We start from the raw sequence: 20,364 nt of genomic DNA, 5'->3' as shown, positions 1-20,364 counted from the left end.
ACGTCCGGGTGTCTCAGGCCCGGGGGTGGGCCAGTCGATACGCGGCGGTGAGCCGTTCGGTCGAGACGTGCGTGTAGATCTGGGTCGTGCCGAGACTCGCGTGTCCGAGCATCTCCTGCACGGCTCGGAGGTCCGCGCCCCCGTCGAGCAGGTGCGTCGCCGCCGAATGCCGCAGGGCGTGGGGACCGACGGCATCCGCGCCGATCACGGGGCCGAGCGTGCGACGGACGACCTCGTAGGCCGTGCGGACACCGAGACGGCCGCCGCGGGCTCCGAGGAACAAGGCGGTGACCCCGGGGTCGGTCAGAAGAGCGGGTCGCCCGCGGACCAACCACGCATCGACGGCTCGGGCGGCTGGAGCGCCGTAGGGGACCACTCGCTCCCTTCCGCCTTTGCCGAGGACGCGGACGGTCGCCGCTGCGCGGTCGAGCGACCCGAGGTCGAGCCAGCAGGCCTCCGACACGCGGAGGGCGGCGCCGTAGAGGAGCTCCAGCAGTGCCGCATCCCGCAGCGCGACGGGGTCTCCTGTCCCGTCGGCGCCGACGCGCTGCGCTTCCAGCACGGTGTCGAGCTCCGCCGCGGCGGCGACGGTCGGTAGCGTGCGACCGCGCTTGGGCGTCACGAGGCGCAGCGTTGGGTCGTCTTCCCGCATCCGCTCGGCGGACAGCCACCCGAAGAACCCGCGCAACGAGGCGGTGCGCCGCGCGAGGCTCGCGCGGGAGATGCCGCGCTGCGTGGCGGACCAGAGCCACTCGCGCAGGTCCTCGACGTCGAGGCCGGCGACCGACGGATCGTCCGCGAAGGCCGCGAGGTCGGCGAGGTCGGCCCGGTAGGCGCGGACCGTGGCCGGCGACAGCCGTCGAACCCTGGTCAGGTGCTCCGTGTAGAGCTCGACCGCCTCCGACATCCGCATGCTCCCAGGATGCCTCGCCTTCCGCCCTTCCGGCGCGAGGCGTGCGGGGAAAGCCCCTGCCCGACGGATGGTCACCGCGCCGCCGGGGCGCGGCGCCACCCCTCCGGTCCGCGCTGCGCGCGGCCGTCGAGCTCGAGCAGCGCCAGCAGGCCCCTGGCCTCGCCGGCGGCGAATCCGGCGCGACGGGCGACGTCGTCCGGGGTCCGCGGGCTGCGGGCGCTCAGGGCGTCCAGGATCCTCGTCGCATCATCGACCCGTTCGGAGGACGCGTCGACCGTGGGGCTGTCGAGTCCCAGGAGCTCGCGGGCCTCGTCGGCGGAGGTCACGCACCGCGCGTCGTACTCGCGGAGCAGTCGATGGCACCCCGCCGATGCGGCGCTCGTCACGGGTCCCGGGACGGCGCCCAGGGGTCTCCCGAGCGCGGCGGCATGCCCCGCGGTGTTGAGCGAGCCGCTGCGCCATCCCGCTTCGACGACGACCGTCGCTCCCGCCAACGCCGCGATCAGCCTGTTCCGCTGGAGGAAGCGCCATTTCGTCGGCGCGGTCCCACAGGGCACCTCGGCGACCACGACACCCGGACCCGCCGCGATCCGCGCGAGGAGGTCCGCATGGCCCGACGGATAGGCGCGGTCGACACCGCCGGCGAGGACGGCCACCGTCACGCCGCCGGCTGCGAGCGAGGCACGGTGGGCCATGCCGTCGATGCCGTAGGCCCCGCCGGAGACGACGCAGACGCCCGCGCGCACCAGATGCGTGGCGAACTCCCCCGTCACGTGCTCGCCGTACCCGGTGGCGGCCCGCGCACCGACGAGGGCCAGAGCCGGACGCGCACCGCTCAACGCGGTGGTGTCACCGCGTGCCCACAGGGCGCGCGGTGCGTGGACGCCGAGATCGTCGACCGCCCGCGGCCACCCGTGACCGCCGGGGACCAGGAGCTGGGCGCCCACCCGGCGTGCGCGATCGAACGCATCCTCGGCGGAGTCCCGCCGCGCATGCCACCGCCGTCTTCCCGCCTCGAGCTCCGCCGAGGTCGGCCCGCCGCTCCCCCACGCGACGTGGAGCGCAGCGACCGCGCCGAGTTCCGCGATGAGGGATCCCGCGACGCCGTCACCGGGTTCCGTCAGGCACGACCAGACGGCGCAGGCGTGATGGTGGGCGACGGCATCCTCGTCGGCGAGGACGTCTTCCGCCACGAGACCGGCCAATCGCTCGCGCTGCCGAGCGGGGCTCACGGTCAGCACGACGACGCCCCGCGCTTCAGGAACAGGGCTCCGCCGATGTCGGCCGCGTCCGGGCGCTCTCTGCCGGCGAGGTCCGCCAGGGTCCACGCGACGCGCAGCACGCGGTCGTACCCGCGCAGCGTCAGCGATCCCCGGTGCAGGGCGTCGTCGAGCGGCCTGGTGGTCTCGGGCGCGGGGCGCAGAGGTCCCGATCTCAGCCACGTGCCGTCGACCTCGCCGTTGGTCGTCCACGGTGTGCCGGTGAGCCGTCGTCGTGCGCGGTCGCGCGCCGCCCGGACGCGCTCGCGGGCGGCGGCGCTCGTGACACCGGCGCCCACCGCCTGCGTCGCCGACACCCGCTGGAGACCGAGCTCGATGTCGATGCGGTCGATCAACGGACCGGAGAGCCTGCCGAGGTAGCGGCGGATGGCCAGCGACGGGCACGAGCAGACGCCCCCGGGGATCCCGTAGTTGCCGCACGGGCAGGGGTTCGTCGCGACCACCAGCTGGAAGCGAGCCGGGAGCACGGCGCGGAACCCCACTCGGTGTATCTCGATGCGACCGGACTCGAGCGGCTGCCGGAGGGCGTCGAGCGCGAGGCCGCTGAACTCCCCGGCCTCGTCGAGGAAGAGCACTCCGCCGCTCGCCCTCGCGATCGCCCCCGGCTGGAGGATGCGGCTGCCGCCCCCGACGAGCGCGACGGCGGATGCGGTGTGGTGCGGCGCCTCGAAGGGCGGTCGCCGTCGGAGGGTGGTGACGGGCAGACCTGCGAGCGATCGGATCGATGCGACCTGCAACGCCGTCTCGTCATCCAGGTCCGGGAGGAGCCCGGGCAGCCTGCGGGCGAGCATCGTCTTGCCCGCCCCGGGCGGACCGCTCATGAGGACGTGGTGTCCGCCCGCCGCGGCGACGATGAGCGACTCGACCGCATCGCTCTGCCCGATGACGTCCGCGAGATCTGGGACCGACTCCTCCTCCGCCGGCGCGCTCTCGGGGGCCGACACGGGTTCGGCGACGACATCGGGGACGTCGAGGCCGTGAGCGCGGGCGACATCACGCAGGCTGACCGCGCCGCGGACCTCGATCCCGTCGACCAACTCCGCCTCGGAGAGGTTCGCGTGCGGCACGATGACGCGACGGAACCCTGCGCGAGCGGCCGCCAGGACCGCGGGCAGCACACCGGAGACCGGGCGCAGACGACCGTCGAGCCCGAGCTCCCCCAGGTGGACGGTCTCGGCCAGCGACTGCCGGTCGAGTGGGGCCTCCGTCGCCACCGCGGCGATCGCGACGGCGACGTCCAGCGCGGATCCGCGCTTCGGGAGGTTCGCGGGCGACAGATTGACCGTCACGTGTCGCCGCGGGAGCGGGAGGTCGCTGTTCGCGCACGCGTTGTGCACGCGCTGCTGCGCCTCCCCGATCGCCTTGTCTGCCAATCCGATGATGGAGAAGCCCGGCACCTGGTTCGACAGATCGGCCTCCACCTCGACGATGTCGCCGACCAGCCCGGTGAGGACGACCGACCATGTGCGCCCCAGGCTCATCGCAGGTCCTCGAGGTGCTCCACCACGGCCGACTCCGGGTCGGGTCCCGTGATGCCGATGACATCGAGTCGCAGTCGGCGTCCCCGAGCCGCCTCGGGGTGTGCCACGATCCACGCGGCGGCCAGCCGCCACAGGCGATCCCGCTTGCGGACGTCGACGGCGGCGAACGGATGCCCGAACCACTCCCCCCGGCGGGTCTTCACCTCGACGACCACGAGATCGGCCCCGTGCGCCGCGACGATGTCGATCTCCCCGCCGTGGGTACGCCAGTTCCGGTCGAGGATCCGATAGCCGCCGGCACGCAGATGCCGCTCGGCGCGCTCCTCACCGGCCCGTCCGAGGTCGTCTTTCGCTGCCATGCGACCAGCGTGGTCCGCGCGTCCCGACGAACGGGGTCGTCGACCAACCCCGGTGGACGAACGCGGAGGGACGACTCCTGGGGAGGAGGCTCAGCCGTCGAGCGAGAGCTCCTCCGGCAGCTGGAAGTCGCGCCGCTGGAGTTCCTCGACGTTCACGTCCTTGAAGGTGAGCACCCGCACGGACTTCACGAACCGGTCGGCGCGGTAGATGTCCCACACCCACACGTCGTTCATCGAGATCTCGAAGTAGAAGTCGTGCTCGGTGTCGCGGCGGACGACGTTGACCTCGTTGGCGAGGTAGAACCGGCGCTCGGTCTCGATCACGTACTGGAACTGACCGACGACGTCGCGGTACTCCTTGTACAGGGCCAGCTCGAGTTCGCGGTCGTAGTCCTCGAAGACTTCGTCATCCATGGTGACTCCATCCTAGGCGGGCGGCGAACGGCCCCGGACCTAGAACAGGGTCGGGGCGGCCGCGATCGACCACGACGCACGGTGGTGTCCGGAAAGACCGTGCTCCTCGATGGCCGCGCGGTGTTCCGCGCTCGCGTACCCCTTGTTGCGGGTCCATCCGTAGACCGGCGCCTCGGCGTCCAGCTCGCTCATGTGCTCGTCCCGCGCCACCTTCGCGATGACGGATGCCGCCGACGCCGACGCGCAGTCACGGTCGGCCTTGATGATGGGCAGGACGCCGCGACCCACCGGCGCGACCGGGGTGATGTAGTCGTGGTTCCCGTCGAGGACCACCAGGGCATCGCCGATGTCGACACCCTGCACGCGGAGCTCCTCGATGGCGCGCGCGGCGGCAAGGCCCAGGGCCCGGATGATCCCGACCTCGTCCACTTCCGCCGCCGACGCCCACCCCACTGCGTGGGCGGGCACCCAGGCCCGGACGCGTTCCGCCATCCCCGCTCGGCGCGGTTCGACGATGAGCTTCGAGTCCCGCAGTCCCTCCGGCACGCGACGCCGGCTGAACGCGGCATCCGCGGCGACCGCGCCGACCGCGACGGGCCCCGCCAGCGCGCCCCGGCCGACCTCGTCGCACGCGATCACGAGGGGATGCTCCCGGAGAAGTCGACGCTCGAGCGACAGCGTCGGCGCGACCACGGCCATCACGGCGCCGGCACCCCGCGGAACACGTCGTGGTGCGAATCGATGAGACCGAACCGGTCGAACGGCCACGTGATGAGGAACGCCCGCCCGACGATGTTGTCCATCGGAACGAACCCCTGCCCCGGCTGCTCCTGCTGGTACCGCGAGTCCTGCGAGTTGTCGCGGTTGTCGCCGAGCACCCAGATCGAGCCCTCCGGCACCGTGACGTCGTAGTCGAACTCGTCGGGAGCCGACTGGGACGGACCGAGGTCCAGGTAGGGCGTCTCGTCGATGGGCACGTCGTTGACGGTGACCTGCCCGAGCGCGTTGCAGCACACCACGTGATCGCCGGGCAGACCGATGATGCGTTTGATGAGGTGGTCGTCGCTGTCGGACGCCGTGAGCCCGACGAGGGATCCCAGCCAGTCCAGCGCCGCCGTCAACGGAGGCTGCGCCGGCTCGTACGTCGTCGGGAGCCACCCGCCGGGGTCCCGGAAGACGACGACGTCGCCGCGTTCGTACCCGGTGAACCGCGGCGTCAACTCGTCGACGAGGATGCGGTCGCCCTTCAGCAGCGTGCGCTCCATCGAGCCGGACGGGATGTAGAACGACCGCACCAGGAAGGTCTTGACGAGGAAGGACACGAGGACGGCCACCAGGAGGATCACCAGGACGTCCCGGATGAACGGCCACGGTCCGCGTCGGGGACGGGAATCGGAGTCGCTGCCGAGCGTCGGGGACGGGGAATCGGTGGTCATGCTGTCCTTCACCGGTGCCGGGGTTCGGCGACCATCCACCAGCGTCGCACATCATGTGCACGCCGAGCACCGAAACACCCGGGAACGACGGATGCCCCGGGACTCGGTCCCGGGGCATCCAGTGGAGAACGCGATCAGTTGTCGCGCTTCTCCTTGATCTTGGCCTTCTTGCCACGCAGCTCGCGCAGGTAGTAGAGCTTCGCGCGACGCACGTCACCGCGGGTGACGACCTCGATGTGGTCGATCACCGGGCTGTGCACCGGGAAGGTGCGCTCGACGCCCACCTGGAAGCTGATCTTGCGGACCGTGAAGGTCTCACGGACGCCGTCACCGGAGCGGCCGATGACGACACCCTGGAACACCTGGATGCGCGAACGGTTGCCTTCGGTGATGTTGACGTGCACCTTCACGGTGTCGCCGGCGTTGAAGACGGGGATGTCGGAGCGCAGCGAGGCTGCGTCGACGGAGTCGAGGATCTGCATGATCGTCACTTCCTGCGACCGCCTCAGGTCGACCGCGAGAGTAAGAGAGAAAAGGATGTGGCGCCCGTCGGAGCCGACTCGGCTCCGAACTCCCCCGAGGCAGAGAACTGTCAGGGCACAAAGGGTCATTCTGCCATGGATGCCGACGGCCGCCAAACCGCGGCGCGCGGCCTCACACGAGCGGGTCGCGCTTCTCCTCGACGACGACCACGCTCTCGGGCGTCCGAGCGGGCGCGGTGTACCTGCGCAGGATGACGGAGGGCCGTGTCTCCTGGAACAGCTGTCGCAGCGACAGCCAGAACACGGCGAGGAAGACGACGGTCGCCGCGATGAGGAGAGGCCAGAACCACGCCTCCGAGAAGAAGCCCACGGCGATGGTCAGGACGTGCCAGAGACCGACGCCGCCGACGTCCCACCAGGAGACCGCGCGCGTGTGCCGGACCGTGCCGCGGGAACGGATCAGGAGCGTCAGGACGAGCTGGCCGATGAGGACGGAGGGGATCGCGACGACCAGCACCCAGGCGAGCGCCCAGCCACCGGCATCCGACACGATCCATCCGATGATCAGCCACAGGGGCAGGATGACCGCGCTCGGCAGGAGCCAGAAGAAGAATCCACGACGCAGGGGCATCCTCCGATGCTACGCCGCCGGGCAGCCGCAGCGACCGCCGTCAGCTGATCACTCGCTGAGCAGGTCCGGGCGCCGAAGGCGGGTCCGCTCCACCCGCTGATCGCGCCGCCACTGCGCGACCCGCTCGTGGTGTCCGCTGAGCAGCACGTCGGGAACGTCGTATCCGCGCCACGATGCCGGCTTCGTGTAGGAGGGGTACTCGAGGAGGCCGTCCTCGTGCGACTCCTCGACGAGGCTCGCCGGGTTGCCGACGACGCCCGGGACGAGGCGTCCGACGGCCTCGATCATGGCCATCGCCGCGACCTCCCCGCCGTTCAGGACGTAGTCCCCCAGGCTCACGAGCCGCACGCGGCCGATGGTCGCGGCGTAGGCGAAGACGCGCTCGTCGATGCCTTCGTACCGCCCGCACCCGAAGACGATGTGCGATTCGGTGCTCCACTCGCGCGCCACGGACTGGGTGAAGCGCTCCCCCGCCGGCGACGGGAAGACGAAGAGCGGTCCGGATGCGGCATCCGTCACCGTCTCGTGGGAGCGGGCGACGATCGCGTCGAGGGCCTGCGCCCACGGCTCGGGCTTCATGACCATCCCGGCGCCGCCGCCGTAGGGCGTGTCGTCGACGGTGCGATGCCGGTCGGTCGTGTGGTCGCGGAGGTCGTGGACGCGGATGTCGAGCAGTCCCGCGCCCCGAGCGCGCCCCAGCAGCGACACTTCGAGGACGTCGAAGAAGGCGGGGAAGATCGTGACGACGTCGATGCGCACGTCAGGACCCGGCGTCGGCCTCGTCGCCGGCCTCCGGACGAGGCTCGTCGTCACCGGGGAGGTCTTCGAACAACCCGGCGGGCGGAGTGACGACGAGACGACCGGCGCTCATGTCGACTTCGGGAACGATGGCCTTGACGAAGGGGACGAGCACCTCGCGGTCGTCCGCGGCCAGCTGGACACCCAGCAGATCCTGCGCCGGGAAGTGGTCGACCCGCGTCACGCGTCCGACGACCTCACCGTCGCGCACGACGTCGAGCCCCACCAGCTGGTGGTCGTACCAGGCGTCGTCCTCGACGACCGGCGCAGCGGCATCCTGGTCGATCCACAGGATGGCGCGGACGATGGATTCCGCGGCGGTGCGGTCGTCGATCCCGTCCAGGAAGACGACCGGATGCGAGTTCATCCACTTGAACTCGCGGACCGTCACCGTCTTTCCGTGCCAGGGCGAGGACTCCGGCACTTGCAAGGTGAACTCCGCACCCGGGACGAACCGTCCGTCGGGGTCGTCGGTGTAGAGCTCGAGTTTGAGGGCGCCCTTCAGACCGTGCGCCTTGACGAGGCGCCCGACGCGGAGCTGCGTGCGAGCCGACTTCGCCGACACGTCAGTCGTCCGCGACGTCGACGCGGACGCGCGTACCGTCGGCCAGAGCGGAGATGAGGGTACGCAGGGCTTTCGCCGTGCGTCCGCCGCGCCCGATCACACGACCCCGGTCGTCGGGGTGCACACGCACCTCCAGCACCTCGCCGCGGGGCGACGAGCTGGAGGCGATGGTGACGTCGTCCGGGTGATCGACGATCCCCTTGACGATGTGTTCGAGCGCGGCGGCCAGCAAGGTCTTACTCGGACTCGGTCGCGTCGTCGGCGGCCTCGGCGTCGGCGGCGGGCGCCTCGGCCTTCTTCTCCGCCTTCGGCTTGATGACCGACTTCTTGGACGAGTCGAGCTCGAACGGCGCCTTGGGCTCCGCCGTCTTCACGGTGGAGACGGCGTCCTTGTCGCCCTTGAACTTGCCCCAGTCGCCCGTGAGCTTGAGGATGGCGGCGACCTGCTCGGTCGGCTGCGCACCGACGGAGAGCCAGTACTGCGCGCGCTCCGAGTCGACCTCGATGAACGAGGGCTGCTCGGTCGGGTGGTACTTGCCGATCTCCTCGATCACGCGGCCGTCGCGCTTGGTGCGCGAGTCGGCGACGACGATGCGGTAGTACGGCGCACGGATCTTGCCCATGCGCTTCAGACGGATCTTGACAGCCACAATTCTCCTGAATGGTGTTGCGAGTGATGATGAACGTCGCCTGGAGCGTGGGGTGCACACCCGGCGGGAGCTCTGCGGTGGACCTCCGAGCCGGATAGAGGGTCGGGCAAGGCGGTCCAACCGTCCATTCTGCCAGATGCGGAGGGATGCCGCGAACCGCCGGACGCGCGTGACACACTGGCCCCATGACGGTGACCTTCGCCACATCCGCTCGTTCGACCGTCGGGATCGAGTGGGAGATCATGCTGGCCGACCGGACCACGGGCGATCTGGTCCCGGAGGCGCCCGCGATCCTCGACCAGATCGAGGAGCAGACCCGTCACGAGCGTCACACCGTCACCGGTGAACTGCTCACCAACACGATCGAGGTCACCAGCGGCGTAGGCGACACGGTGGCCGCAGCCGTCGACGACATCGCCGATGCGATCGCCCTGGTCCGCACCGTCACCGATCCCCGCGACATCGAGCTCCTGTGCGCGGGCAGCCACCCCTTCGCCCGGTGGTACGACCAGCAGGTGACCGACAAGACCCGGTACCACAAGCTCATCGAGCGCACCCAGTGGTGGGGGCGCAACATGATGATCTGGGGCATCCACGTGCACATCGGGGTCGAAGACGTCGCGAAGGTCTTCCCGATGATCAACGCGCTCTCCGCCTACCTCCCCCACCTGCAGGCCCTGTCCGCTTCCAGCCCGTTCTGGGCAGGCGACCGCACGGGCTACGCATCCAACCGCGCCCTCGTCTTCCAGCAGCTCCCGACCGCGGGGCTGCCCTGGCCTCTCGAGTCCTGGGCGGAGTATGAGGCCTACCTCGCGGACATGGAGCGGACCGGCGTCATGGCGGATTCCACCGAGGTCCGTTGGGACATCCGACCGGCGCCGCGATGGGGCACGATCGAGATCCGCGCCTGCGACGGGATGTCGACGCTCCCCGAGCTCGCCGCCGTCGCCGCCCTCGTCCAGGTGCTGGCCGAGCACTTCTCGCGCATGCTCGACGAGGGTCGCCCGCTCCCCACCATCCAGCCGTGGTTCGTCCGCGAGAACAAGTGGCGTGCGGCGCGCTACGGGCTGGATGCCGACGTCATCGTCGACCGCGCCGGCCGGCAGCGTCCCGTCGCCGACCACCTGCGCGAGGTGACCGAGGCCCTCGCCCCCCTCGCCGCGGAGCTCCACTGCGCGAAGGAGTTCGCCGGGGTCACGCAGATCCTCGATCAGGGAGCCAGCTACGCGCGTCAGACCCGCGTGGCCGATGCCGCCGACGGGGATCTGCGCGAGGTGGTCCACCACCTCATCCGCGAGTTCCGGGGCGGCCCCACGCTGCGCGAGGTCGTCTCGGTCGGCTGAGCTCTCAGCCCTTGCCGAAGAGCTTCTGGATCTCGGCCAGGTCCGCCTCGCTCGGCTGCGGCGCGCCGCCGAGGCCGAAGCCCGAGCCCGACGGGGCGGTGTTCGCCGCCGCGAGGCCCGCGTTCTCGGCCGCGCGCTTGGCCGGGTTACCCGACCGCGACCCGCCGCTGCTCTTCTGCTTCTTGCCACGCTTGCTCGAGGCGCCCGGCTTGCCGCCGATCGCACCCATCCCGGGCATGGAGGGCACGCCGCCCCGAGCCACGGTCTTCATCATCTTCGCGGCCTGATCGAAGCGCTGCACGAGTTGATTCACGTCCGTGACGGTCATCCCCGAGCCGCGCGCGATCCGGAGCCGCCGGGATCCGTTCAAGACCTTGGGGTTCCGGCGCTCGGCGGGGGTCATGGACCGGATGATCGCCTCGGTGCGATCGATCTCGCGCTCGTCGAAGCTCTCGATCTGCTGCTTCATCTGGCCCATGCCGGGCAGCATCCCCAGCATCTTCTTCATCGAGCCCATCTTGCGGACCTGCTGCAGCTGCTCGAGGAAGTCCTCGAGGGTGAACTGCTCGGTCGCGAGCTTCTGCGCGACGCGCTGCGCTTCCTCCTCGTCGAACGCCTGCTGCGCCTGCTCGATGAGGGTGAGGATGTCACCGAGGTCGAGGATGCGGCTCGCCATCCGGTCGGGGTGGAAAGCCTCCAGGTCGTCGAGGCCTTCACCGGTCGACGCGAAGATGATGGGGCGGCCGGTGACCGACGCCACCGACAGCGCCGCACCGCCGCGGGCGTCGCCGTCGAGCTTCGACAGCACGACGCCGGTGAAGTCGACGCCGTCCTGGAACGCCTTCGCCGTGTTCACGGCGTCTTGTCCGATCATCGCGTCGATGACGAAGAGCACCTCGTCGGGATCGGTCGCCTTGCGGATGTTCGCGGCCTGCTTCATCAGCTCCGCGTCCACGCCCAGGCGTCCCGCGGTGTCGATGATGACGGTGTCGTACTGCTGGCGGCGCGCGTACTCGACGCCGTCACGGGCGACCTTCACCGGGTCGCCGACCCCGTTGCCGGGCTCGGGCGCGTAGATGGCGGCACCTGCGCGCTCGGCCACCACGGTGAGCTGGTTGACGGCGTTCGGACGCTGCAGGTCGCAGGCGACGAGGAGCGGAGTGTGACCGTCCTTCTCGAGCTGCTTCGCCAGCTTCCCGGCGAACGTCGTCTTACCGGAGCCCTGCAGGCCGGCGAGCATGATGACGGTGGGGGGCTGCTTCGCGAACTGCAGTCGCCGCTGCTGGCCGCCCAGGATGGCGACGAGCTCCTCGTTCACGATCTGGACGACCTGCTGCGCCGGATTGAGGGCGCGGTTCACCTCGTCACCGAGGGCGCGCTCGCGCACCTTGCCGGTGAAGTCCTTGACGACCTGGAGCGCCACGTCGGCGTCGAGGAGCGCGCGACGGATCTCGCGCACGGTCCCGTCGATGTCGGCGGGCGAGAGCTTGCCCTTCGTGCGGAGGTTGCGGAAGGTCTCGGTGAGACGATCGGAGAGCGTGCCGAAGGTAGCCATGATGGCTCGAGTTTAGTCGAGACCCGCCGACGCGCCGGCGAGGGACGCAAGCGTGGCCGCGGCCACCGCCAGAGCGCGGGCGAGCTCGTCAGGCAGGGACGATCTGCCGGCGCCCGAGCGGGCCCATCCGTCGATGGCGATCATGACGGCTGCAGCGTGGGCGGCCCCCGCGATCTCGGCGGCGACGGGTGGTGCCCCGAGCGCGGACCAGGATGCCGAAAGAGCCCGGGCGATCCGCGCCTGACGGACGGCGGCTCCCCGCTCGATCTCGTCCTGGACACCCATCGCCTCGGCGTGGACGAGCGCGAGGGCGAGGCTATCCGGCGCGAAGCCGTCGCAGAGCTCGATGAGCCCGGCGACGGGTTCGGACAGCGGCACCCGTGCGTGCAACCGGTCGATCCGACGATCGAGCGAGGACCACAGGATCGCTTCCTTCGACTCGAAGTAGTTGAAGAAGCTGGATCTGCTCACGCCCGCGCGGACGGAGATGTCGGTGACGGATGTCGCGTCGTACCCGCGCTCGAGGAAGAGCTCGCACGCCGCCTCGGAGAGCACCTCCCGAGAGGATGCGCGTGGTCGGCCGGTCGTCATGCGAGGAGCCTATCGTCGCGTATTGTTGCACGCAGTCCAAAAACAGGAGATGGCCTCGTGATCGAGATCCGCACCGTCGGGATGGCCCCCGACCTCGTCCCGTATCGGCAGGGCTGGGACCTCCAGCGCACCCTGCACGCCGACATCGTCGCGGGCACCCGCCCCGACACGCTGCTCCTCCTCGAACACGAAGCCGTCTACACGGCGGGCGCGCGTACGGCACGGCACGAGCGGCCGGTCGACGGAACGCCCGTCGTAGACGTCGACCGCGGCGGCAAGATCACCTGGCACGGTCCCGGACAACTCGTGGGCTACCCGCTCGTCCGACTTCCGGAACCCGTCGACGTCGTCGCGCACGTCCGCCGGCTGGAGGACCTGCTCATCGAGGTCATCCGGACCGTCGGTGTCACGGGTGAGCGCGTCGACGGACGCAGTGGCGTCTGGGTCGAACGAGCGGGGTCGCTCGAGAAGGTGGCGGCGATCGGGGTCCGGGTGCAGCGCGGAGTCACGATGCACGGCTTCGCGCTGAACTGCGACAACTCCCTCGAACCGTTCCGCAGCATCATCCCCTGCGGGATCGCGGATGCCGGGGTGACGACCCTCAGCCAGGTCACCGGTCGCGACATCTCCCCCGTCGACGTCCTCCCCGTCGTCGTCGCGGCGTTCACGCGTGAGCACGGAGCGGAGGTCGCCGCATGAGCGCGAACACCGCACCCGAAGGCCGCCGGATGCTCCGGCTGGAGGTCCGCAACGCCGAGACCCCGATCGAGCGCAAGCCGGAATGGATCCGCACGAAGGCGAAGATGGGTCCCGAGTACCGGGAGCTCCAGGGACTCGTGAAGGACGAGGGACTCCACACCGTCTGTCAGGAGGCCGGCTGTCCCAACATCTTCGAGTGCTGGGAGGACCGGGAGGCCACGTTCCTCATCGGCGGCTCGCAGTGCACGAGGCGATGCGACTTCTGCCAGATCGACACGGGCAAACCGGCCGACTACGACACCGACGAGCCACGCCGTGTCGCCGAGAGCGTCACCCGCATGCGCCTGCGGTATGCGACCGTGACATGCGTTGCGCGCGACGACCTGCCCGACGGGGGCGCGTGGCTCAATGCGGAGACCGTCCGCCGCATCCACGCCGACAACCCCGGTACGGGTGTGGAGCTCCTCGCCACGGACTTCAACGGTGACCCTGAGCTCCTGGACGTCGTGTTCGCGTCGCGCCCCGAGGTCTTCGCGCACAACGTCGAGACCGTGCCCCGCATCTTCAAGCGGATCCGACCGGCGTTCCGGTACGAGAGGTCGCTGGGCGTCCTCACCCGCGCGCGGGACGCAGGACTCATCACGAAGTCGAATCTGATCCTCGGGATGGGCGAGGAACGCGACGAGGTGGAGGACGCACTGCGCGACCTGCATGCCGCCGGTACCGACATCATCACCCTCACGCAGTACCTCCGCCCCACGCCGCGTCACCTTCCCGTGGCGCGGTGGGTCACGCCGCAGGAGTTCGTCGAACTGCGCGAGCTCGCCGAGTCCATCGGGTTCCTCGGGGTCCTGGCCGGACCGCTCGTGCGCTCGTCGTACCGCGCCGGGCGGCTCTGGGCGCGCTCGATGCGGTCGAAGGGTCGCGAGATCCCGGCGGCGCTGGCGCACCTCGCCGACGAGGCCGACGCCGAGGGATTCGCCCAGGCGGTCTGACGCCTCCTCCCCAGGTCGGGGGAGGCCGCATCCCTCCCCCACCTGGCACGGACGGGATCGCGCGCGGCGCGACGCTTCCTACCTTCGGGACGCCGGATGCACCGGCCTCATCGAAGGAGACACATGCGTACTTCACTTCCGCTCGCGACCGCTCTCGGCGCGGCCATGGCGCTCGCCGCCCTGCTCCCCCACACGGCCTCCGCGCCGACCACGCACGATGTACCCGAGCCCGCGCCTGACACCGTGGTGTCCGTGACCGGTGACGCCGCGAACGGGTTCGAGATCGGGTACGACGACGGATCCGCCGAGTACCCCCCGACCGACTCCGAAGCACTCGCCGAGTGCAGTGAATACGACACCCGCGTCGAGCGGGTGCGATGCCGCACCGAGGTGAAGACCTGGTACCGGGACCTCGCTACCCTGCGAGACGCGATCGACTGGGCGCACGCGTCGCGCGGCTGACCGCCCGGTGACGCAGACCGTCAGTCGGCGCTGGTCACCGACTGGACGGCGCCCGAGACGTCGAGGTTGACCAGGAGGACGTCGTCGGTCGAGTCAGGGTCGAGCGCGTACTCCAGCACCGCGAAAGGGTCCTTGCCCCCGTGTTCGTCGGCGAGGATCGTCATGCTCATCAGCTGCAGGGAGCGGATGACATCCATGTGGGTGTCACCCGAGACGTCGACGAGCAGGTCCTCGATGTCCTCGCCGAGCATCTCCTGCTGCTGGAGGATGAACTCCGTGACCTCGCTCGTGCGATCGTCCAGCTCGGAGACCATCGCGTTCCGGGCACGCAGATCGATGGTCTCCAACGCCGCGATCATGGCAGCCGCGACGTCGAGGGCGTCGATCGAGACGTCGTCCTGGTCGGGCGCGGTGAGGTCGACGGTCACCCGCTGATCACCGAAGTCCACGACCTCCGACCAGAAGATCGACCCGTCGGGTCCGGACTCGAGAAGTCCGAAGTAGTCGTGCTCGATCGCCATGCATCAATGAAACCAGCCTTGACGGTCGCGCGCGACCGCCTGGGTCAATCGACGAGGGCGGATGCGAAGACGTGGGGCGTGAAACCGGTCAGATCGCCGATCCCCTCACCCTGACCGAGGAGCTTGACCGGGATGCCGGTGCGCTCCTGGACCGCGAGCACGAACCCGCCGCGGGCCGAGCCGTCGAGCTTCGTCAGGACGAGCCCCGTCACTCCGGCGTGCTCGAGGAACGCCTCGGCCTGCATGACCCCGTTCTGGCCGGTGGTGGCATCGAGCACGAGGAGGACCTCACTGATGGGCGCCTGCTTCTCGATGACCCGGCGGATCTTGGTCAACTCGTCCATGAGGCCGCCCTTGGTGTGCAGGCGGCCGGCCGTGTCCACGAGGACGATCTCGGTCCCGGTGCGGATCGCGTGCTCGATCGTCTGGAAGGCGACGGATGCCGGGTCCTGCCCCTCGTGCTTCGGGCGGACGATCGCTGCTCCCCCGCGCTCGGCCCACGTCGCGAGCTGATCCACCGCGGCCGCGCGGAAAGTATCGGCCGCGCCCACCACCACCGTCCGTCCGAAGCGCTTGAGGTAGCTCGCGAACTTCCCGATCGTCGTCGTCTTGCCGACCCCGTTGACCCCGACCACGAGCACCACCGCGGGGCGCTCCGTCAGCCGGAGGGTCGTGTCGAACTTCGCGAAGTGCTCCTCGAGCGTCTCGCGCAGCATCCGTTGCAGGTCCTTGGGATCCGTCGTGCGATACCGCTCGACCTTCTCGCGAAGCTCGTCGACGATGCGTTCGGTGATATCGGGCCCGAAGTCGGCGGTGAGCAGCGCGGTCTCGAGGTCCTCCCACGTGTTCTCATCGATCGTCGGCTTGACGAACATGCCGCGCAGCGCGCGACCGAGGGACCAGGAGCTCTCCGCCATGCACCCAGGCTAGTTGACCGCGTCAGCCCTTCTCGCAGGCGATGCCGTCCTTGTCGCGGTCCATCTTCTTGTTGGCGTTGTAGAGCGCCGTCGAGACGTAGGGCTTGACGGTGAACGGCTTCTTCTTGCCGCTGACCGTGTTGTGGGTCACCCCCGCCCGGGCGACACCGCCCTTGTAGGTCTTGTTGAGCGCCGTGCAGTTCTTGAAGGTCTTGATCGGCGGCTTGGCGGCCGGCACGATCACCCGCACCTGTGACGCCGCGGCCGTCGGCGCGGCCGCGGCCGCAGTCACCGTCACCGGCGCTGCGACGAGCGCCGCCGCCAGCATCGTCGCCACCGCACTCCGCCGCAGCGTTCCCGCGCGCACCGACATCCTCATCCCCACCCCTTGTCTCGTGTCGGCGACGACGACACCGTCCCCGCTGCGCACACGCTAGCGCACACCCGCTGCGCTCAGACGCCCGCCCGCTCGCGCACGCGCTGTCCCACGACGGCGGACACGCCGTCCTGACGCATCGACACGCCGTACAGGGCGTCCGCGATCTCCATCGTCCGCTTCTGATGCGTGATGACGATCAGCTGACTCGATTCGCGCAGCTGCTCGAACACGCCGAGCAGACGACCGAGATTCGCATCGTCGAGGGCGGCCTCGACCTCGTCGAGGATGTAGAAGGGACTCGGCCGCGCCTTGAAGATCGCCGTCAGGAGCGCGACCGCCGCGAGGGACCTCTCCCCACCCGAAAGGAGCGACAGCCGCTCGATCTTCTTGCCCACGGGTCGGACGGCGACGTCGATCCCGGTCGTGAGCGGGTCGTCGGGGTCGGTGAGCGAGATGGAGCCCGTGCCCCCGGGGAAGAGGATCGGGAACACCTCCCCGAAGGCGACCTTGGTGTCCTCGAAGGCCGCGAGGAAGATCGTCTGCATCCGCTCGTCGAGCTCCTCGATGATCGTCAGCAGATCCGTCCGGGTGCGGACGAGGTCGTCCAGCTGCTCGGTCAGGAATGCGTGACGCTGCTCGAGCGCGGCGAACTCCTCCAGGGCAAGAGGATTCACGCGACCCAACTGCGCCAGCTTGCGCTCCGCATCCTGCAATCTGCGCATCTGCGCCGAGCGGTCGAACGGCGACGCCTCGCCCTCCTCCGCTCCCGGGACGGGGGCGTCGGGACCATATTCCGCGAGGAGAATATCCTCGGAGAGGCCGAGCTCGGACTGCACCCGGTCGAGGAGGCTCTGCACATGCAGCCGCTTCTCGTGCATCTGCAGCTCGAGGCCGTGCACCGACTCGGTGAGGCGATTCAGCCTCTCGCGAGCCGCCGCATCCTCCTTCCGGAGCTCGGCCAACTCGGCCGTCAGCGCCGTCCGCGTCTGCTCCGCGCGTTCCAGCTCGACCCGCGCCTGCGCCGTCGACCGGTCGATCGAGTCGAGGACGGGCGGCAGCGCACCGACGACCTCGGATGCGATCGCCCGCTGCGCGCGTCGGATCACGGCTCGACGGGCGGCCGCTTCGGCGGCTGCGCGCTCCTTCTCGCGTTGACGTTCGAGTTGCATCACGCGGCTCTCGGCGGCACGCACCCGTTCCCGGAGCGTTTCGACGTCGAGGCGTGTGTCCATCTCGCGCGCCCGAGCCGACTCGAGCGCATCGAGCAGACCGTCCCGGGCGGACGCATCCAGGATCGGACGCGGCATCTCCTCGGCGGCGCTGAAGGCCTCCGTCGCGGCCCGTGCCGCGTTCTCGGCATCCCGGGCCGCCGACTCGGCCTGAGCGAGGCCGGCGCGTAGCCGGTCGCACTCGGCCACCGCGGATTCCAGACGCACGGTCGCACGGTTGAGCTGTTCCGCGTGGGCCGCGAGAGCGGAGTCGTGCTCGCGCAGCGCGGCGAGGGCGTCACGGGTACGCTGGCGCGCCGCATCCCAGGCAGCCTGCGCGTCGGTCAGCGCTTCACGCAGGGTATCCGCGACCACCGTCACCTCGTCGAGACGGACACGGGCCGCGTCGCGCTCGGCGGCGAGCTCGAGACGCGAGCGCGACTGCCCGGAACCGGCACGGACCGTGCTCGGCGTCACGGTCTCGCCCGCGCGCGTCACCACCACGACCCTGTCCCCCGCGTCGGCGGCCGACATCGCGGCGGCGTGGGCTGCATCCAGATCCTCCGCGATCGCGACACCCGCGAGGACGGCGCGGAGGCCCGCCGGCGCCTCGACGACATCGACCGCCCACGTCGCCCCCGCTCCGAGGGGCGTCCTGCGAGGAGCCGCAGGACCGTCGGCCAAGGCGACGTCGATCGAACCCAGATCGTGCTCGCGCACCGTCGCGATGACCGCGCGTGCGGCCTCGAAGTCGTCGACGAGGACCCCCTCGGCGAGGGCGCCGAGTGCCGCGGCGATCGCCGCTTCATAGCCGGCCGAGACGCGGATCGCATCGCTGACGATGCCACGGATGCCGTCGCCACCCCGATCGACGACCGCCGCCGCAGCGTTGCGGATGTCGAGGGCGCGGCCGAGAGCCGCCGTCTCCGCCAGCAGCGACTCGCGCTCCCGCTCCGCCGCGTGCAACCGGTCGCGTATCGACCCCACCTCGGATTCGGCATCGGATGCCTCGCGCTGCGCGCGCTCGTACGCGGCCGAGTACTCCCCCGCGGCGTCCGCAGGACCCTCGGTCGCCGGCTCGATCGCCGCCAGCGCGCCTTCCGCGTCGGCGCGACGCTCCTCGGCTGCATCGAGGGCGCGCTGCTGCCTCTCCACCGCCAGCCGAAGCGCCTCCGCCTTCGACCCGGCTGCCTCGGCTCGTCCTCTCAGTGAGGCGAGCCGCATGTCGTGCTCGGAGACCAGCGCACTCTGCGCGGCGATGTCGGTGTCGAGCGCATCGAGCTCGGCGCGCGCCCGGATGACGTCGCGCGCGGCGGCGGCGGCGGCATCCTGCGCGGCACCGAGACCCGACGCGATCCCATCGATCTCCTGACGTGCGTCGTCGATGACGGCCTGGGTGACGGTGGTCCCGGTGTCCGGCTGGTCACCGTCGTCGTCGAGCAGCGACAGTCGCTGGCCGGCGAGCGAGTACAGCCCGCGCAGTCGCTCCTGGACACGGCCGAGTTCGAACGTGACGGCGCGCGCCCGATCGACCGCCTCGGCGCGCTGATCGTTCTCGAGCTCGTCGATGCGGCGACGCAAGCCGTCAGCGCGGTCCTGCAGGACCAGCCGCTCGGCGTGACGCTCGTGCTCGGCTCGGGCGTGATCCGCCAGCTCCGCTCGGAGGCGCGACATCTCATCGGCGTAGAGGCGCGCCTTCGCGTCGCGCACGACCGCAGCGATCGTGGCCGCCTCGCGCGCGACCTCGGCCTGCTTGCCGAGCGGCTTCAACTGACGCCGCAGCTCGCCGGCCAGGTCGCTCAGCCGCGTAAGGTTCGCCTCCATCGCCTCGAGCTTGCGGAGCGTCTTCTCCTTGCGGCGACGGTGCTTGAGGATGCCGGCGGCCTCCTCGATGAAGCCGCGCCGATCCTCGGGACTCGCCTGCAGGACGGTGTCGAGTCGCCCCTGACCCACGATGACGTGCATCTCGCGCCCGAGCCCCGAATCGCTCAGCAACTCCTGGACGTCGAGGAGCCGACAGGTCTCGCCGTTGATGGCGTACTCGCTCGACCCGTTGCGGAACAGGGTCCGGCTGATCGTGACCTCGCTGTACTCGATCGGCAGCGCGCCGTCGGCGTTGTCGATCGTCAGCTGCACCTCCGCGCGGCCGAGGGGACCCCGCGTCGCGGTGCCGGCGAAGATGACGTCCTCCATCTTGCCGCCGCGGAGGGTCTTCGCCCCCTGCTCGCCCATCACCCAGGCGAGGGCGTCGACAACGTTCGACTTGCCTGATCCGTTGGGACCGACGATGCACGTGACGCCGGGCTCGAGCGCGAAGGTCGTCGGCTGCGCGAAGGATTTGAACCCCTTGAGCGTCACGCTCTTCAGGTGCATGCGGGTCCTCCGGGGTCGTCGTCCCGTCCACGCTAGCGGACGAATCCCGTTTCCCCCTTGACGCCGCGCGCGGGCCGGGTCTAGTGTCAGTGCTCGCGTCAGAAGTCTGAGAAAGGAGGTCCCCTGACATGATCATCGAAATGACACCCACCGGAATCGCGTCCACCGCGTTCCCGTGCGCGCTGGGGACCGTCTCCTTCGGCGCCGCGGTGGCAGACCGCATCCGTTCCGGCCACTGACAGCCGTCACGGATCCCGTCCTCGGACGGTGAACTCTCCCACGCCCTGAGGGCGGACTCCGTCCGTCCCCTCC

At 70.4% G+C, this 20,364-nt stretch carries 23 protein-coding genes; 4 read left to right on the top strand and 19 right to left on the bottom strand.

Going from position 1 to position 20,364, the window contains the following annotated elements:
• Nucleotides 1–13: 13 nt before the first annotated feature.
• From ACPEH2_RS04165 to rpsP, 13 genes are all read right to left on the bottom strand, one after another.
• Nucleotides 14–913, bottom strand: a complete 900-nt coding sequence (locus ACPEH2_RS04165; RefSeq protein ID WP_359917797.1) for a tyrosine recombinase XerC — start codon at nucleotides 911–913, stop codon at nucleotides 14–16.
• A 71-nt stretch (nucleotides 914–984) separates the two neighbouring features.
• Nucleotides 985–2,145 carry a DNA-processing protein DprA gene (gene dprA / locus ACPEH2_RS04160; RefSeq protein ID WP_359917867.1) on the bottom strand — a complete coding sequence of 387 codons (1,161 nt, stop codon included), beginning with the start codon at nucleotides 2,143–2,145 and terminating at the stop codon, nucleotides 985–987.
• A gap of 2 nt (nucleotides 2,146–2,147) precedes the next feature.
• On the bottom strand, nucleotides 2,148–3,674 hold the full coding sequence (locus ACPEH2_RS04155) for a YifB family Mg chelatase-like AAA ATPase (protein WP_359917796.1): 1,527 nt from the start codon (nucleotides 3,672–3,674) through the stop codon (nucleotides 2,148–2,150).
• The gene (locus tag ACPEH2_RS04150; protein ID WP_359917794.1) at nucleotides 3,671–4,033 is read right to left on the bottom strand and encodes a YraN family protein; all 363 of its coding nucleotides are present in this window, start codon (nucleotides 4,031–4,033) and stop codon (nucleotides 3,671–3,673) included. The genes ACPEH2_RS04155 and ACPEH2_RS04150 overlap by 4 nt, the downstream gene beginning before the upstream one ends.
• Nucleotides 4,034–4,123: 90 nt before the next feature.
• Nucleotides 4,124–4,447 (bottom strand): DUF2469 family protein, encoded by a 324-nt coding sequence (locus ACPEH2_RS04145; RefSeq protein WP_036309185.1) that lies wholly within the window; start codon nucleotides 4,445–4,447, stop codon nucleotides 4,124–4,126.
• Between the two features lie 39 nt (nucleotides 4,448–4,486).
• Complete coding sequence (locus tag ACPEH2_RS04140) at nucleotides 4,487–5,146, bottom strand: ribonuclease HII (RefSeq protein ID WP_217532019.1); 660 nt, start codon at nucleotides 5,144–5,146, stop codon at nucleotides 4,487–4,489.
• Nucleotides 5,146–5,883, bottom strand: a complete 738-nt coding sequence (gene lepB / locus ACPEH2_RS04135; protein WP_311283810.1) for a signal peptidase I — start codon at nucleotides 5,881–5,883, stop codon at nucleotides 5,146–5,148. Before lepB ends, ACPEH2_RS04140 begins: the two co-directional genes overlap by 1 nt.
• 134 nt (nucleotides 5,884–6,017) lie before the next feature.
• Nucleotides 6,018–6,365, bottom strand: a complete 348-nt coding sequence (gene rplS / locus ACPEH2_RS04130) for a 50S ribosomal protein L19 (protein WP_064002469.1) — start codon at nucleotides 6,363–6,365, stop codon at nucleotides 6,018–6,020.
• A gap of 172 nt (nucleotides 6,366–6,537) precedes the next feature.
• A complete protein-coding gene (locus ACPEH2_RS04125; RefSeq protein WP_064001963.1) occupies nucleotides 6,538–6,996 on the bottom strand; it encodes a hypothetical protein in 459 nt (152 codons plus the stop codon).
• 48 nt (nucleotides 6,997–7,044) lie between these two features.
• Nucleotides 7,045–7,755, bottom strand: coding sequence for a tRNA (guanosine(37)-N1)-methyltransferase TrmD (gene trmD / locus ACPEH2_RS04120; RefSeq protein ID WP_359917791.1), 711 nt, complete (start codon nucleotides 7,753–7,755; stop codon nucleotides 7,045–7,047).
• A 1-nt stretch (nucleotide 7,756) separates the two neighbouring features.
• A complete protein-coding gene (rimM, locus tag ACPEH2_RS04115) occupies nucleotides 7,757–8,359 on the bottom strand; it encodes a ribosome maturation factor RimM (RefSeq protein ID WP_217532025.1) in 603 nt (200 codons plus the stop codon).
• A gap of 1 nt (nucleotide 8,360) precedes the next feature.
• Nucleotides 8,361–8,591: an RNA-binding protein gene (locus tag ACPEH2_RS04110; RefSeq protein ID WP_253035186.1), complete on the bottom strand. Its 231-nt coding sequence runs from the start codon at nucleotides 8,589–8,591 to the stop codon at nucleotides 8,361–8,363.
• A gap of 4 nt (nucleotides 8,592–8,595) precedes the next feature.
• On the bottom strand, nucleotides 8,596–9,009 hold the full coding sequence (gene rpsP / locus ACPEH2_RS04105; RefSeq protein ID WP_064001959.1) for a 30S ribosomal protein S16: 414 nt from the start codon (nucleotides 9,007–9,009) through the stop codon (nucleotides 8,596–8,598).
• Nucleotides 9,010–9,194: 185 nt separating this feature from the next.
• Here rpsP and ACPEH2_RS04100 point away from each other — a divergent pair, with 185 nt between their 5' ends.
• The gene (locus ACPEH2_RS04100; protein WP_359917788.1) at nucleotides 9,195–10,352 is read left to right on the top strand and encodes a glutamate--cysteine ligase; all 1,158 of its coding nucleotides are present in this window, start codon (nucleotides 9,195–9,197) and stop codon (nucleotides 10,350–10,352) included.
• 4 nt (nucleotides 10,353–10,356) lie between these two features.
• Here the strand turns inward: ACPEH2_RS04100 and ffh are convergent, their stop codons facing one another.
• Entirely contained in the window at nucleotides 10,357–11,907 is a 1,551-nt protein-coding gene (gene ffh, locus ACPEH2_RS04095) for a signal recognition particle protein (RefSeq protein ID WP_064001957.1), read from the bottom strand.
• 12 nt (nucleotides 11,908–11,919) lie between these two features.
• A complete protein-coding gene (locus tag ACPEH2_RS04090; RefSeq protein ID WP_359917786.1) occupies nucleotides 11,920–12,498 on the bottom strand; it encodes a TetR/AcrR family transcriptional regulator in 579 nt (192 codons plus the stop codon).
• Between the two features lie 57 nt (nucleotides 12,499–12,555).
• Between ACPEH2_RS04090 and lipB the strand changes: the two genes are divergently transcribed.
• From lipB to ACPEH2_RS04075, 3 genes are all read left to right on the top strand, one after another.
• Nucleotides 12,556–13,197: a lipoyl(octanoyl) transferase LipB gene (lipB, locus tag ACPEH2_RS04085; RefSeq protein ID WP_359917784.1), complete on the top strand. Its 642-nt coding sequence runs from the start codon at nucleotides 12,556–12,558 to the stop codon at nucleotides 13,195–13,197.
• Nucleotides 13,194–14,192, top strand: coding sequence for a lipoyl synthase (gene lipA / locus ACPEH2_RS04080; RefSeq protein ID WP_217532036.1), 999 nt, complete (start codon nucleotides 13,194–13,196; stop codon nucleotides 14,190–14,192). Before lipB ends, lipA begins: the two co-directional genes overlap by 4 nt.
• A gap of 123 nt (nucleotides 14,193–14,315) precedes the next feature.
• Nucleotides 14,316–14,654 (top strand): hypothetical protein, encoded by a 339-nt coding sequence (locus ACPEH2_RS04075; protein WP_359917782.1) that lies wholly within the window; start codon nucleotides 14,316–14,318, stop codon nucleotides 14,652–14,654.
• 20 nt (nucleotides 14,655–14,674) lie between these two features.
• On the opposite strand, the gene ACPEH2_RS04070 is transcribed toward ACPEH2_RS04075, so the two are convergent.
• From ACPEH2_RS04070 to smc, 4 genes are all read right to left on the bottom strand, one after another.
• Nucleotides 14,675–15,175, bottom strand: coding sequence for a DUF2004 domain-containing protein (locus ACPEH2_RS04070; RefSeq protein WP_064001952.1), 501 nt, complete (start codon nucleotides 15,173–15,175; stop codon nucleotides 14,675–14,677).
• 44 nt (nucleotides 15,176–15,219) lie between these two features.
• The gene (gene ftsY, locus ACPEH2_RS04065; protein WP_359917779.1) at nucleotides 15,220–16,092 is read right to left on the bottom strand and encodes a signal recognition particle-docking protein FtsY; all 873 of its coding nucleotides are present in this window, start codon (nucleotides 16,090–16,092) and stop codon (nucleotides 15,220–15,222) included.
• A gap of 22 nt (nucleotides 16,093–16,114) precedes the next feature.
• Nucleotides 16,115–16,471: an excalibur calcium-binding domain-containing protein gene (locus tag ACPEH2_RS04060; RefSeq protein ID WP_359917777.1), complete on the bottom strand. Its 357-nt coding sequence runs from the start codon at nucleotides 16,469–16,471 to the stop codon at nucleotides 16,115–16,117.
• Nucleotides 16,472–16,545: 74 nt separating this feature from the next.
• Nucleotides 16,546–20,052: a chromosome segregation protein SMC gene (smc, locus tag ACPEH2_RS04055; protein WP_359917774.1), complete on the bottom strand. Its 3,507-nt coding sequence runs from the start codon at nucleotides 20,050–20,052 to the stop codon at nucleotides 16,546–16,548.
• Nucleotides 20,053–20,364 lie beyond the last annotated feature (312 nt).

This window comes from Microbacterium sp. NPDC064942 (assembly GCF_049545525.1).
GTDB classification, from domain to species: Bacteria; Actinomycetota; Actinomycetes; order Actinomycetales; family Microbacteriaceae; genus Microbacterium; species Microbacterium gawkjiense.
The sequence above is the reverse complement of the archived record's forward strand: the minus strand, read 5'-3'. Positions and strand labels throughout refer to the sequence as shown.